Origin of the sequence: Streptomyces sp. NPDC048506 (assembly GCF_040651315.1) — a bacterium.
Lineage (GTDB): Bacteria > Actinomycetota > Actinomycetes > Streptomycetales > Streptomycetaceae > Streptomyces.
In genome coordinates, this window is sequence record NZ_JBEZIX010000022.1 from 32,453 (window position 1) to 45,942 (window position 13,490).

The following is a 13,490-nucleotide window of genomic DNA, read 5'->3' on the forward strand; positions in this document are numbered from 1 at the left end:
CGGCTTGTGACTACCCGTGACCCCGGTTACTTTTCCACCGGCGATCAACGCTTCCCGAACATCCAGTCGAGGACCCGGTCGGTCGCCGAACAACTCAACCGCCGCGCGAAAGGCATCCGCATGCGTTCCGGGAACGGCCGACACCGACGCCCCCGTCAGGCACCGGCCATCTTTGTCACGGCGGGAGTGACCGGCGCAGGGCTCGCACTGCCCCTGCTCTCCGCCAGCGGTGCGCACGCCGCCGACACGGCCACCTGGGACAAGGTCGCCCAGTGCGAGAGCGGCGGGGTGTGGAGCGCGGCCTCGGGCAACGGCTTCTACGGCGGGCTACAGCTGACCCAGCAGATGTGGGACGACTACGGCGGCGGCGCCTACGCCTCGCGCCCCGACCTCGCCAGTCGCGCCCAGCAGATCGCGGTGGCCGAGTCGATCCTCGACGACCGGGGCCCGGACGCCTGGCCGAGCTGCGCGGTGAACGCCGGGCTGACCAAGGACGGCCGCGCACCGCAGGTCGACCCGGGCAACGCCAGCACTCCGCTGCCCGACCCCGTGGACCGTGGGGTCGACCCGGACCGTTCCTGGGACCCGTCGGGCAACCAGGGCGAGAACGGTGACGAGCCGTCCGACCGGCCGTCCGACGCGACGCCCTCGCCCTCCGCCTCCGACACCTCCGGCTCCGACGACGCCTCCCGGCGCCCGGACCACGACCACGGGTCCTCCGGCTCCAAGGCGCCGGGCCACGACGGCGACGGCGACGGCGCCTCCCGCCCCGGTGACCCGTCCCGTACCGGCGACCCGTCCGACGCCGCCGGATCGACCGACGCCACCGGATCGACCGACGGCACGGGATCGTCCGACGGTGCCGGGTCATCGGACGACAAGGGATCGTCCGACCCCGACGGGCCGTCCGACGGCGGCAGCCGTACGGACACCTCCGGCACCCCGCACCAGGTGCCCCCCAAGGGCAAGCACCGCGGCGACGTCGATGACACCGACGGGGACGGCGGGCGCTCCGCCGGCGGCCGGCACGCCTCGCGCGGCGACGATGCGCCCCGCACGGACCCGGCGGCCGACGGCGACTACACCGTGCGCCCGGGTGACAGCCTGTCAGCCATCGCCACGGCGCACCGGCTGCCCGGCGGCTGGCCCGCGCTCTACGAGCGCAACGAGGGCGTCATCGGCGCCGACGCGGACCTGATCCAGCCGGGGCAGCGGCTCGATCTCGGGAATGCGCAAGGCTAGTTCGCGGCCTTCGTCCGTTTTGGCGAAAGTGAGACAAGGGTCTCTTTGCGCCCGGTGAACCCCGGTCCGTCCGGTGTCGTCGGACCCTGTCCCACCTGCGGATATGTGACCATCCTGTGATCAAAAGCGGTCAACTTGGTTCAGATGATGGGGTTTGAACACCAAGGGGATTACTGCTTACGGTCATGACCGCTCGCCAAAGCGGGCCCCTCCGATCACACGCCGAGTCCTGCCGGTGATCGGAGGCAGTTGACGCGCAAGCGCCGAAGGCAGGAGCGGGGGAACCAAGGTAAGTGCCGGCCCGGCCCGTGACAGCGGGTCAGCCGGCTTGGGGTGAAGCCCGGTGCGTTCGACGCACCGGCCGGGCCACTCACAGTCCGAACCCGACAGCTCACCTCGTAGGCGTCGGTGAGGAAACGAACGAACCATGCTGATCAACAAGGGCAAGCACCGTCGTCCCTCCAAGGCCGTCCGCGTCGCCACCCTCGCCGGTGTCGCCGGTGCCGCCGTGGCCGTCCCGCTGATGGGCGCCACCTCCGCCTCCGCCGCCTCCGTCGCCACCTGGGACAAGGTCGCCCAGTGCGAGTCCGGCGGGAACTGGTCGATCAACACCGGTAACGGCTACTACGGTGGCCTTCAGTTCTCCAACTCCAGCTGGGCCGCCGCCGGTGGCACCCAGTACGCGGCGCGCGCCGACCTGGCCACCAAGTCCCAGCAGATCGCCGTCGCCGAGAAGCTCCTCGCCATCCAGGGCCCGGGCGCCTGGTCCTGCGCCGGTGCCGGCGGCCTGACCGCCGGTGGCCCGTCCCCCGACCTGGACACCAGCGCGCCCGCGCAGACCAAGTCCGCGCCGCAGAAGAGCGACGACGCCGTGCGGAAGTCCACCCCGGCCCCCAAGGCCGAGAAGGCGCAGCCGGCCCCGAAGAAGTCCGAGGCGAAGAAGTCCGACGGTCAGGGCACCTACACCGTCAAGCCGGGTGACACCCTCGCGAAGATCGCCAAGGCGCACGGCACCAACTGGAAGGCGCTCTACGCGGCCAACAAGTCGGTCGTCGGCGGCAACCCGAACCTGATCTTCCCGGGTCAGAAGCTCAGCGTCTGAGCCGTCCCGCGCCGGGACCCCCACCGGCCCCGGCGGGCACCCGGTCCCGTCCGGCCGGTTTCCCGTGAGTTCCCCCTGAGACAGCCCCGCCGGGGCGCGCCCTCCCCCCGGCGCACCCCGGCGGGGCTGCTCGCACTCTCCGCGCGCCCGGGATGCACACGCCGGTGACCTGCTACGTCCCGCGGTTTTTCCCGCTCAGCGAACAATGCGGAGAACGCCCGATGAACTGCGCCTTTGCGTTCTTTGTTCCGTAATTCCGTCCCACGGAGCGGGCCGAGGGCAAGCGGACGCGCCCGGGGCCGTTAGGCTCATGCCGGAGAACTCCAGACACCCATGAAGGAGACAACGTGCCGTCCATCGACGTCGTCGTAGCCCGCGAAATTCTCGACTCGCGAGGTAATCCCACGGTCGAGGTCGAGGTCGGCCTCGACGACGGCAGCACGGGCCGTGCCGCCGTCCCGTCCGGTGCCTCCACCGGCGCCTTCGAGGCCATCGAGCTCCGCGACGGCGACCCGAACCGCTACCTCGGCAAGGGCGTCGAGAAGGCCGTCCTGGCCGTCATCGAGCAGATCGGCCCGGAGCTCGTCGGCTACGACGCGACCGAGCAGCGGCTGATCGACCAGGCGATGTTCGACCTGGACGCCACCGACAACAAGGGCTCGCTCGGCGCCAACGCCATCCTCGGCGTCTCCCTCGCCGTCGCGCACGCCGCCTCGGAGGCCAGCGACCTCCCGCTGTTCCGCTACCTCGGCGGCCCGAACGCGCACATCCTGCCCGTCCCGATGATGAACATCCTGAACGGCGGCTCGCACGCCGACTCCAACGTGGACATCCAGGAGTTCATGATCGCCCCGATCGGCGCGGAGTCCTTCTCCGAGGCGCTGCGCTGGGGCGCCGAGGTCTACCACACCCTCAAGAAGGTCCTGAAGGAGCGCGGTCTGTCCACCGGCCTCGGTGACGAGGGCGGCTTCGCCCCCAACCTGGGCTCCAACCGCGAGGCCCTGGACCTCATCCTGGAGGCCATCAAGCAGGCCGGCTACGCCCCCGGTCAGGACATCGCCCTCGCCCTGGACGTCGCCGCCTCCGAGTTCTACAAGGACGGCAAGTACGTCTTCGAGGGCAAGGAGCGCTCCGCCGCCGAGATGACGGAGTACTACGAGGAGCTCGTCTCCGCGTACCCGCTGGTCTCCATCGAGGACCCGCTGTTCGAGGACGACTGGGCCGGCTGGAAGGTCATCACCGACAAGCTCGGCGCCAAGGTCCAGCTGGTCGGCGACGACCTCTTCGTCACCAACCCCGAGCGCCTCGCCCGCGGCATCGAGGAGGGCTCCGCCAACGCGCTGCTGGTGAAGGTCAACCAGATCGGTTCGCTGACCGAGACCCTGGACGCCGTCGAGCTGGCCCAGCGCAACGGCTTCAAGTGCATGATGTCGCACCGCTCCGGCGAGACCGAGGACGTCACCATCGCCGACCTCGCCGTCGCCACCAACTGCGGCCAGATCAAGACCGGCGCCCCGGCCCGCTCCGAGCGCGTCGCCAAGTACAACCAGCTGCTGCGCATCGAGGAGATCCTCGACGACGCCGCGGTGTACGCCGGCCGCAGCGCCTTCCCGCGGTTTCGCTCCGCGAACCAGTAAGGACAGCAAGGGCTGAGCGCGAGCCAGTCTGCTCACGTCCCCGGCAACGGTCCCGTACCGTTGCCGGGGACGTACCTGCTTCGGCAGTTGAGGCGTCAGCAAGTGGAGGGGAGACGACGTGCCCGCGGACCGGTTCTCGACCGCGACCCGACTCAAGGCGCTCGGCGAGCAGGCCGCCGCCCGCGTCTACCGAGCCCGCCCGGCCCGCCGCAACCGCCTCACCGGCCGCGCCGCCCTGCTGGCGCTGGTGATGTGCTCCCTGGTGGTCGCACTCGCGTACCCGATAAGGCAGTACGTCTCCCAGCGCTCCGACATCGCCGACCAGCGCCGCAAGGCCCAGGACGTCGGCGCCGCGCTCGACCGGCTGCGCGAGCAGAAGGCCCGCTGGCAGGACCCGGAGTACGTGCGCCAGCAGGCCCGTCGGCATCTGCACTACGTGGTGCCGGGCGAGACCGGATACATCGTCCAGGACGGCTCCGGCTCCGCCGCCGCTCCCAGGGGGCCGCGGGCGGCGCAGCCCCCCTGGTACGAGAACCTGTGGAGCACCGTCGACGCGGCCGACCGGCGCTAGTCGCCCCGTAGGGGGTGCCCCGCCGGGGTCCGTACCGTCCGTGCGCGGCAGCCCGTACTGTCGACAGCAACGGCCCGTACCGCCGCTCACCACCACCTCACCGAAAGCACCCATGGAAACCCCTCCGCCCCAGACCGAGCCCACCGAGCCCACCGCCGCGGACATCGCCGCCTTCAAGGAGCAGCTTGGCCGCCCGCCGCGCGGACTGCGCGCCATCGCGCACCGCTGCCCCTGCGGCCAGCCGGACGTCGTCGAGACCGCGCCGCGCCTGGAGGACGGCACACCCTTCCCCACGCTCTACTACCTCACCTGCCCCCGCGCGGCCTCCGCGATCGGCACGCTGGAGGCGAACGGCGTGATGAAGGAGATGTCCGAGCGGCTGGCGACCGACCCTGCGCTTGCCGCCGCCTACCGCGCGGCGCACGAGGACTACATTCGTCGGCGGGACGCCATCGAGGTGCTGGCGGGCTTCCCGAGCGCCGGCGGCATGCCGGACCGGGTCAAGTGCCTGCACGTCCTCGTCGGCCACTCGCTGGCGGCCGGGCCGGGCGTCAACCCGCTCGGTGACGAGGCGCTCGCGATGCTGCCGGAGTGGTGGAAGAAGGGGCCGTGCGTGAGTCCGTGCACCGACACCGACGAGGGGAAGTCCGAGTGAAGCGCGTCGCCGCCATCGACTGCGGTACCAACTCCATCCGCCTGCTGGTCGCGGACGTGGACCCGGAGACCGGCGAGCTGAAGGAGCTCGACCGCCGGATGCAGATCGTCCGGCTGGGCCAGGGCGTGGACCGCACCGGGCGACTGGCGCCCGAGGCGCTGGAGCGCACCTTCGCGGCCTGCCGGGAGTACGCCGCGGTGATCAAGGGCCTGGAGGCGGAGCAGGTCCGCTTCGTGGCGACCTCGGCCTCCCGGGACGCGGAGAACCGTGCGGACTTCGTCCGTGGCGTGGTGGACATCCTGGGCGTGGAGCCCGAGGTGATCACCGGCGACCAGGAGGCGGAGTTCTCCTTCAACGGCGCCACCAAGGAGCTCGCCGGACGCGAGGACATGGCCAAGCCGTTCCTGGTGGTGGACATCGGCGGCGGCTCGACCGAGTTCGTCCTCGGTGCGGAGACCGTACGGGCCGCGCGCTCGGTCGACGTCGGCTGCGTACGGATGACCGAGCGGCACCTGGTGCACGGCGGAGAGATCAGCGACCCGCCGACCCCGGCGCAGATCACCGCGATGAAGGCCGACATCGCCGCGGCGCTGGACCGGGCCGAGGAGGCCGTGCCGCTGGGCGAGGCCGCCACCCTGGTGGGGCTGGCCGGCTCGGTGACCACGGTCGCCGGTATCGCGCTGGGCCTGGACCACTACGCCTCCGAGGCCATCCACCACTCCCGGATCTCGCTGGCCGAGGTCCGCGAGATCACCGAGCACCTGCTGGCCTCCACCCACGCCGAGCGGGCGGCCATCCCCGTGATGCACCCGGGCCGGGTCGACGTGATCGCTGCGGGCGCGCTGGTACTGCTGTCGATCATGGAGCGGACGGGCGCCGAGGAGGTCGTGGTCAGCGAACACGACATTCTGGACGGAATCGCCTGGAGCTGTGTCCTCGCCGGCTGATGGTGCGGGCGGTCGGCGGGGGTGAACGGCCCCTGCCGACCCGGCTTTTGAGCGGGCGCAACGCCCGTCCGAGCGGCTTTCAGGGGGTCCGAGGGGCCTCTGCGGGGGGCTTGGGAAAAAAGGTTCGTGAAATCCTTCACATGAAAAAGCCTCCTGTTGGGCGAACAATCTGATCGTCCGACCCTCATTCGAAGGTCCTAAGACCCTTCGACCCGGAGATTGCGTGGGTCACGGCGCGTTGACGGAGGACTCCCGGAGGGTGTGGTTCGGCCGCCTGAGGGCCGACAAGGCCTGATCAACGGGGGTCTCCAACGCCTCGCACACTGTGGTGGTTCCACTCTGCACTATGGCGTCCGTCACGAAGCCGGCGGAGTGTAGCAGATACCCCTTGGGTCCTTGTGAAGGGGCTCACGAGCGACCCCCCATGTGGGGGTGGATACTCGATTGCATGAGCACCACGGAGCGTCCCAGGATCCTCGTAGTAGGCGGTGGGTACGTAGGCCTGTACGCAGCTCGGCGCATCCTCAAGAAGATGCGCTACGGCGAGGCGACCGTCACGGTCGTCGACCCGCGGTCGTACATGACCTATCAGCCCTTCCTGCCCGAAGCCGCCGCCGGCAGCATCTCCCCCCGGCATGTCGTCGTCCCGCTGCGACGCGTGCTCCCCAAGGCGGAGGTCCTCACCGGCCGGGTCACCACCATCGATCAGGACCGCAAGGTCGCCACGATCGCCCCGCTGGTCGGCGAGGCGTACGAGCTGCCCTTCGACTACCTGGTCGTCGCGCTCGGCGCGGTCTCCCGCACCTTCCCGATCCCCGGCCTGGCCGAGAACGGCATCGGCATGAAGGGCATCGAGGAGGCCATCGGCCTGCGCAACCACGTCCTGGAGCAGCTGGACAAGGCCGACTCCACGACCGACGAAGAGGTCCGCCGCAAGGCGCTCACCTTCGTCTTCGTCGGTGGTGGCTTCGCCGGTGCGGAGACCGTCGGCGAGGTCGAGGACATGGCCCGCGACGCCGCGAAGTACTACAAGAACGTGAAGCGCGAGGACATGCGCTTCCTGCTCGTCGACGTGGCCGACAAGATCCTCCCCGAGGTCGGCCCCAAGCTCGGCTCCTACGGCAAGGAGCACCTGGAGTCCCGCGGCGTCGAGGTCTACCTCAAGACCGGCATGGACTCCTGCGTCGACGGCCACGTCAAGCTCAACAACGGCCTTGAGGTCGACTCCAACACCATCGTGTGGACCGCGGGCGTCAAGCCCAACCCGGCGCTGGCCCGCTACGGCCTGCCGCTCGGCCCGCGCGGTCACGTCGACACCGCCCCCACCCTCCAGGTGCAGGGCACCGACTACATCTGGGCCGCCGGCGACAACGCCCAGGTCCCGGACCTGGTCGGCCGCAAGAACGGCAACGAGAACGCCTGGTGCCCGCCGAACGCGCAGCACGCGCTGCGGCAGGCCAAGGTCCTCGGCGACAACGTGGTCTCCGGCATGCGGGGCTTCCCGCAGACGGAGTACAGCCACGCCAACAAGGGTGCGGTCGCCGGTCTGGGCCTGCACAAGGGCGTCGCGATGATCGTCGTCGGCAAGATGAAGATCAAGCTCAAGGGCCGTCTCGCCTGGTACATGCACCGCGCGTACCACGGCATGGCGATGCCGACGTTCAACCGCAAGATCCGGGTCTTCGCCGACTGGACGCTGGCCATGTTCCTCAAGCGCGAGGTCGTCTCGCTCGGCGCCATGGAGAACCCCCGCGAGGAGTTCTACGAGGCGGCCAAGCCGGCCCCCGCTCCGGCCGCGGCCGGCTCCGGCGACAAGCCGAAGGCCAAGGCCTCCTGATTTCCCGGTCGGGTACCGCGTACTCCGACCAGCCCGAAGGGCGTCCGCCATCCGTGGGGCGGGCGCCCTTTGGCGTGTCCGCTCTGGCGAATACCGGGCGGTTTGCGGTTCTCTAGCAGGCGAACGGGATTATCCGGGCGCCCACTTGACGTTTACGTGGCGGGTGAATCTTTCTTCGCCCGAGTGCCCGACTCGTCAACACGGAGGTGTGCGACATGGCCGACGCCGCTGGACGGCTCACCAAGCTCGCAGAGGAGGTGCTGGGAGCCCCGCTGCCGGTACGGATCCGGGCCTGGGACCGCAGCGAGTCCGGCCCGCCGGGCGCCCCGGTCCTCGTCATCCGCCACCGCCGCGCACTGCGCCGGATGCTGTTCAAGCCCGGCGAACTGGGCCTGGCCCGCGCCTGGGTGGCCGGTGACATCGACGTCGAAGGCGACCTCTACGAAGCGCTCGACCGGCTCGCCGGGCTGCTCTGGGAGCGCGCCGCCACCCCCGCACCGCAGCGCGCCGCCGGCCTGCGGGCCCTGGCCCGGCCGGAGGTCCGTGCCGCCGTGCGCGAGGCGCTGTCGCTGGCCGGCGCCCCCGTACCGCCGACACCGCCCGCCGAGGAGCTCCGGCGGCGCCGTGGACCGCTGCACACCCTGCGGCGCGACAAGGAAGCCATCAGCCACCACTACGACGTCGGCAACGACTTCTACGAGCTGGTGCTGGGCCCCTCGATGGTCTACTCGTGCGCGTACTGGGAGGACCCCGGGGCGACCCTGGAGGACGCCCAGCGCGACAAGCTGGACCTGATCTGCCGCAAGCTCGGCCTCACGGAGGGGCAGCGGCTGCTGGACGTGGGCTGCGGCTGGGGCTCGATGGTGCTGCACGCAGCCGGCGAGTACGGCGTGCGGGCGGTCGGCATCACCCTCTCCGAGGAGCAGGCGACGTACGCCCGCAAGCGGGTCGCCGAGGCCGGGCTCACCGACCGGGTCGAGATCCGGGTGCAGGACTACCGCGAGATCCATGACGAGCCGTTCGACGCGGTCTCCTCGATCGGGATGGCCGAGCACGTCGGCCGGACGCAGTACGCGGAGTACGCGAGCGCGCTGTACGCCCTGCTCAGGCCCGGTGGCCGGCTGCTGAACCACCAGATCGCGCGGCGGCCGTTGGCGGACGAGGAGGCCTACCGCGTCGACGAGTTCATCGACCGCTACGTCTTCCCGGACGGTGAGCTGGCGCCGGTCGGCCGGACGGTCGGCCAGTTGGAGGAGGCCGGCTTCGAGGTGCGGGACGTGGAGGCGATCCGGGAGCACTACGCGCTGACGCTGCGCAGTTGGGTCGCCAACCTGGAGGCCCACTGGGACCGGGCGGCGCGGCTCACGTCCCCGGGCCGGGCCCGGGTCTGGCGGCTGTACATGGCGGCCTCCGCCCTGTCGTTCGAGCGGAACCGCATAGGGGTCAACCAGGTGCTGGCGGTGCGGACGCCGGATTCGGGGTCGGCCGGGATGCCGCTGCGGGCGCGCTCCTGGACGGGCTGACGCACCGGTGCGCCGGGCCCGTCCGGACCCGGCGCACCGCACCGACTACTCCGCCTTGATGGCGGCCAGCATGTTCAGCTTGGCCGCCCGGCGGGCGGGCCACAGCGCGGCGAGCACGCCGACCAGGGCGGCGAGCGCCAGGAAGACGCCCATCCGGCCCCAGGGCAGGACCAGTTCGTACGTCGGCAGCGAGCCGCCGATCAGTTCACCGGCCGCCCAGCCGAAGAACACGCCCAGGCCGATGCCGAGGACCCCGCCGAAGAGGGAGATCACCAGCGACTCCAGGCGGACCATCCGCTTGATGCCGCGGCGGTCCAGGCCGATGGCCCGCAGCATCCCGATCTCCTGGGAGCGCTCGAAGACCGACATCGCCAGGGTGTTGATGACGCCGAGCACCGCGACGATCACGGCCATGGCCAGCAGCCCGTAGAGCATGTTCAGCATCAGGTTGAACATCTGGGCGATGCCGTCGGAGACGTCCTTCTTGTCGGCGACGGTGATCGCCGGGTTCTTGCCGAGCGCCGTGACCAGCGAGTCCTTGGCGGCGTCGGTGGCGCCGTCCTTGGTCTTGACCATCACCTGCATATCGGTGATCTGCTTCTGGTGCGGGGCCAGGGTGGCGTTGTCCAGGAGGATGCCGTGGATCAGGTCGTTGCCCCGGTAGACACCGGAGACGGTCAGCGTCCCCTTCTTGCCGTCCTCGAACGTCACCGGCAAGCGGGAGCCGAGCCGCCAGCCCTTCATCTCGGCGGTGGCGTCGTCCACCACGGCCCGGCCACCGTGCAGTTCGCCCAGCGAGCCGTGGACGAAGTCGAGCTGGGTGAGCTTGCCGAAGTCCTTGCCGTTGACGCCGGTCAGGTACGTGGTCCTGGTGCCGATCCGGGCCGGGGAGTTGCGCAGCGGGCTGGAGGCGGTGACCCCGTCCAGACCGGCGAGCTTCTTCGCCACGTCGGGCGAGAGCGGCGTGTGGCTGGCCATGGAGACGACGTAGTCGGCCTTGAGCGCGTCGGTGGCCATCTTGTCGATGCCCTTCTGCACGCTGCCCGCGATCACCGTCAGGCCGGTGATCAGCGTCAGTCCCACCATCAAAGCGGAGGCGGTGGCGGCGGTGCGGCGCGGATTGCGGACCGCGTTCTGCCGCGCGAGCTTGCCGGAGATCCCGAAGGCCCGCAGCACCGGCGTGGCCAGGGCGATCAGCGGACGGGACAGCAGCGGCGTCAGGATGAAGACGCCGATCAGCAGTACCGCCGCTCCGCCGGCCATCATGGCCTTGCCGTCGGACATCCCGGTGGCGACGAGCACACCCGCGCAACCGGCGCCGGCGAACAGCGCACCGATGGTGTTGCGGACCACCAGCGACTTGGTGGTGGCGGCGGCGTGCACGCTGTTCATCGCGGCGACCGGCGGGATCTTCGCCGCGCGGCGGCCCGGCAGCCAGGCGGCCAGCACGGTGATGACGATGCCGACGAGCAGCGAGATCAGGACGGTCGAGAGGGAGACCACCAGGGGGCCGTCCGGAACGGTGGCGCCGGTGCTGCTCATCAGGGCGCGCAGACCGGCGCCGATGCCGACGCCGGCGGCCAGTCCGGTGACCGCGGCGACCGCGCCGACGACGAACGCCTCGATCAGCACCGAGCGGGTCACCTGACGGCGGCTCGCGCCGACCGCGCGCAGCAGCGCCAGCTCCTTGGTGCGCTGGGCGACCAGCATGGTGAAGGTGTTGGCGATGATGAAGACGCCGACGAAGAGCGCGATACCGGCGAAGACCAGCAGGCCGGTCTTCATGCCGTCCATGCTCTCGGCGATCATCTTCGCCTGCTCGTCGGCGAGTTGCCTGCCGGTGGTGGCCTCGGCGCCGCCCTTGGGCAGGACCTTGTCCACCGCGGCCTTCAGGGCCGTCTGGGAGGTGCCGGGCACGGCCTTGACGTCGATCTCGCTGAACTGACCGGGGGTGGCGAACAGCTTCTGGGCGGTCGGGGTGTCGAACAGCGCGAGGCTGCCACCGGCCGCGACCGTGCCGTCGTCGGTGGTGAAGACGCCGGTCAGCTTCTGCTCACGGACCGGACCGTCGACGGAGATCCGGACGGTGTCGCCGACCCGGTAGCCGGCCTTGTCCGCGGTGTGCGCGTCCAGCGCGAACTCGTGCGCGCCCTGGGGGGCGACGCCGCTGCGCATCGGGTAGCGGGCGTCCTTGCCGTCCTTGCCGGGGAAGTAGTTGCCGCCGAGGGTGGAGAAGCCGTCGCCGATCAACTCGCCCTTCTTGTCGGCGATGGCGGTGAAGCCGGAGACGGTGCCGGTCACGGAGGCGGCGCCGGGCACCCCGGCGGTGGCATCGAGCAGCTTCTGGTCGAGCGTGGGGGTCGCGCCGGGCGCGCCGTTGCCGCTGTCCGAGGACCGCGGCTGGATGGCGACGTCGACGTTGTCGTAGCCCTTTTGGGAGCTGGCCTGGAACGCGTCGGAGATGGTCGAGGTGAAGACCAGGGTGCCGGAGACGAAGGCCACGCCGAGCATGACGGCGAGGACGGTCATCAGCAGCCGGGCCTTGTGCGCAAGCACGTTGCGCAAGGCGGTACGGAACATGATGGGTCAGTCCTGGAGAAGAGGTCCTAAGGAGGGGTGGCGGCTGCTACGGGTCAGCTCGTGCGGCCCTTGGCGTCGAAGCCCTTCATCCGCTCCAGCACCATGTCGGCGGTCGGGTTGGGCATGTCGTCGACGATCCGGCCGTCGGCGAGGAAGACCACGCGGTCCGCGTAGGAGGCGGCGACCGGGTCGTGGGTCACCATCACCACGGTCTGGCCCAGTTCGCGCACGGAGTTGCGCAGGAAGCCGAGCACCTCGGCGCCGGAGCGGGAGTCGAGGTTCCCGGTGGGCTCGTCGGCGAAGATGATCTCGGGACGGGAGGCGAGCGCGCGGGCGACCGCGACCCGCTGCTGCTGGCCGCCGGAGAGCTGGCTGGGCCGGTGCTTGAGGCGGCCGCTCAGGCCGACCGTCTCCACCACGCGGTCCAGCCAGGCACGGTCCGGCTTACGGCCGGCGATGTCCATGGGGAGGGTGATGTTCTCCAGGGCACTGAGGGTCGGCAGCAGGTTGAACGCCTGGAAGACGAAGCCGATCTTGTCGCGCCGCAGTTGGGTGAGCTTCTTGTCCTTCAGGCCGGTCAGTTCGACGTCGCCGATCCGGGCGGAGCCGCCGGAGATGGAGTCCAGCCCCGCCATGCAGTGCATCAGGGTCGACTTGCCGGACCCGGAGGGGCCCATGATCGCGGTGAACTGGGCCTGTCGGAAGTCGACGGAGACCGCGTCCAGGGCGACCACCTGGGTCTCGCCCTGTCCGTAGACCTTGGTGAGATCCGTGGCGCGGGCGGCCACCGCGGTGGCGCGGCTGGCGGTGGAGACGCCGGAGTGGGTGGTGGTCACGGGAAGGAGCTCCTGTCGGGACGAGGGACCATCTGGTCCGCGGGTGGCCGGGACGGCGGGCCGCGGACGTCGAGCGAACGGTTTCCATCGTGGGCCAGGAGAAGGGGGCCGGACGTCAACCCCTGTGACCGTCCTTGACCACACCAGGGACGTAGCCGTAGATCGCCCGGTCATCCCTGGGGAGGAGACGAACCCTGACGCCGCCGCCCCACGGGGGTCGGTCGGGGCCGGCCCCCCGTGGGGGTGAGGGGCGCGTCGAGGGGTGCGTCGAGTTTCCGTCAATTCGGGCACGAATTTGCGCCGCGGGGGGGTCTGGCATAAGTGGGCCTCAGGCATGTGCCGAAGGCCTGTACCCAGCGCTGATGCACCCTCAGTTGCCAATAAAATAAGACAACCTCGGGATGAGTGGCCGATCTGCGTCGTGCCCTGCGGGCTACGCTCGTGCTGCCCTCTTTGAGGTGGCATGGGGGATCCCAGGCCCGGATGGTGGAATGCAGACACGGCGAGCTTAAACCTCGCTGGCCTACGGGCCGTGCCGGTTCAAGTCCGGCTCCGGGCAC

The 13,490-nt window shown here is 70.6% G+C and carries 10 protein-coding genes, 1 tRNA gene and 1 riboswitch; of the genes, 9 read left to right on the forward strand and 2 right to left on the reverse strand.

Going from position 1 to position 13,490, the window contains the following annotated elements; genetic code table 11:
* Positions 1-186: 186 nt before the first annotated feature.
* The 8 genes from AB0C96_RS19405 to AB0C96_RS19440 all read left to right on the forward strand — a co-directional run bounded on the left by AB0C96_RS19405 (position 187) and on the right by AB0C96_RS19440 (position 9,514).
* Positions 187-1,242, forward strand: coding sequence for a transglycosylase family protein (locus tag AB0C96_RS19405; RefSeq protein WP_362918879.1), 1,056 nt, complete (start codon positions 187-189; stop codon positions 1,240-1,242).
* 251 nt (positions 1,243-1,493) lie between these two features.
* A riboswitch (cyclic di-AMP (ydaO/yuaA leader) is annotated at positions 1,494-1,662 on the forward strand.
* Positions 1,663-1,669: 7 nt separating this feature from the next.
* Positions 1,670-2,344, forward strand: coding sequence for a transglycosylase family protein (locus AB0C96_RS19410; RefSeq protein ID WP_362918880.1), 675 nt, complete (start codon positions 1,670-1,672; stop codon positions 2,342-2,344).
* A 347-nt stretch (positions 2,345-2,691) separates the two neighbouring features.
* Positions 2,692-3,981, forward strand: a complete 1,290-nt coding sequence (gene eno, locus AB0C96_RS19415) for a phosphopyruvate hydratase (RefSeq protein WP_362918881.1) — start codon at positions 2,692-2,694, stop codon at positions 3,979-3,981.
* A 118-nt stretch (positions 3,982-4,099) separates the two neighbouring features.
* Positions 4,100-4,552 carry a septum formation initiator family protein gene (locus AB0C96_RS19420; protein WP_362918882.1) on the forward strand — a complete coding sequence of 151 codons (453 nt, stop codon included), beginning with the start codon at positions 4,100-4,102 and terminating at the stop codon, positions 4,550-4,552.
* Between the two features lie 112 nt (positions 4,553-4,664).
* Complete coding sequence (locus tag AB0C96_RS19425; protein WP_362918883.1) at positions 4,665-5,207, forward strand: DUF501 domain-containing protein; 543 nt, start codon at positions 4,665-4,667, stop codon at positions 5,205-5,207.
* Positions 5,204-6,154: a Ppx/GppA phosphatase family protein gene (locus AB0C96_RS19430; protein WP_362918884.1), complete on the forward strand. Its 951-nt coding sequence runs from the start codon at positions 5,204-5,206 to the stop codon at positions 6,152-6,154. The genes AB0C96_RS19425 and AB0C96_RS19430 overlap by 4 nt, the downstream gene beginning before the upstream one ends.
* A gap of 448 nt (positions 6,155-6,602) precedes the next feature.
* Positions 6,603-7,991 carry an NAD(P)/FAD-dependent oxidoreductase gene (locus AB0C96_RS19435; RefSeq protein ID WP_362918885.1) on the forward strand — a complete coding sequence of 463 codons (1,389 nt, stop codon included), beginning with the start codon at positions 6,603-6,605 and terminating at the stop codon, positions 7,989-7,991.
* Between the two features lie 215 nt (positions 7,992-8,206).
* Complete coding sequence (locus tag AB0C96_RS19440; RefSeq protein ID WP_362918886.1) at positions 8,207-9,514, forward strand: cyclopropane-fatty-acyl-phospholipid synthase family protein; 1,308 nt, start codon at positions 8,207-8,209, stop codon at positions 9,512-9,514.
* 45 nt (positions 9,515-9,559) lie between these two features.
* On the opposite strand, the gene AB0C96_RS19445 is transcribed toward AB0C96_RS19440, so the two are convergent.
* Together AB0C96_RS19445 and AB0C96_RS19450 are read right to left on the reverse strand one after the other, a co-directional pair.
* On the reverse strand, positions 9,560-12,094 hold the full coding sequence (locus tag AB0C96_RS19445; RefSeq protein ID WP_362918887.1) for an ABC transporter permease: 2,535 nt from the start codon (positions 12,092-12,094) through the stop codon (positions 9,560-9,562).
* A 53-nt stretch (positions 12,095-12,147) separates the two neighbouring features.
* Positions 12,148-12,930 (reverse strand): ABC transporter ATP-binding protein, encoded by a 783-nt coding sequence (locus AB0C96_RS19450; protein ID WP_362918888.1) that lies wholly within the window; start codon positions 12,928-12,930, stop codon positions 12,148-12,150.
* A 477-nt stretch (positions 12,931-13,407) separates the two neighbouring features.
* Between AB0C96_RS19450 and AB0C96_RS19455 the strand changes: the two genes are divergently transcribed.
* A tRNA-Leu gene (locus AB0C96_RS19455) sits at positions 13,408-13,489 on the forward strand.
* Position 13,490: the final 1 nt, after the last annotated feature.

What these genes read in the sequence shown, in the direction of transcription:
- AB0C96_RS19435 (WP_362918885.1), top strand. Translation starts at nt 6,603, where the DNA reads ATGAGCACCACGGAGCGTCCCAGGATCCTCGTAGTAGGCGGTGGGTAC.
- AB0C96_RS19440 (WP_362918886.1), top strand. Translation starts at nt 8,207, where the DNA reads ATGGCCGACGCCGCTGGACGGCTCACCAAGCTCGCAGAGGAGGTGCTG.
- AB0C96_RS19410 (WP_362918880.1), top strand. Translation starts at nt 1,670, where the DNA reads ATGCTGATCAACAAGGGCAAGCACCGTCGTCCCTCCAAGGCCGTCCGC.
- AB0C96_RS19425 (WP_362918883.1), top strand. Translation starts at nt 4,665, where the DNA reads ATGGAAACCCCTCCGCCCCAGACCGAGCCCACCGAGCCCACCGCCGCG.
- AB0C96_RS19445 (WP_362918887.1), bottom strand. Translation starts at nt 12,094, where the DNA reads ATGTTCCGTACCGCCTTGCGCAACGTGCTTGCGCACAAGGCCCGGCTG.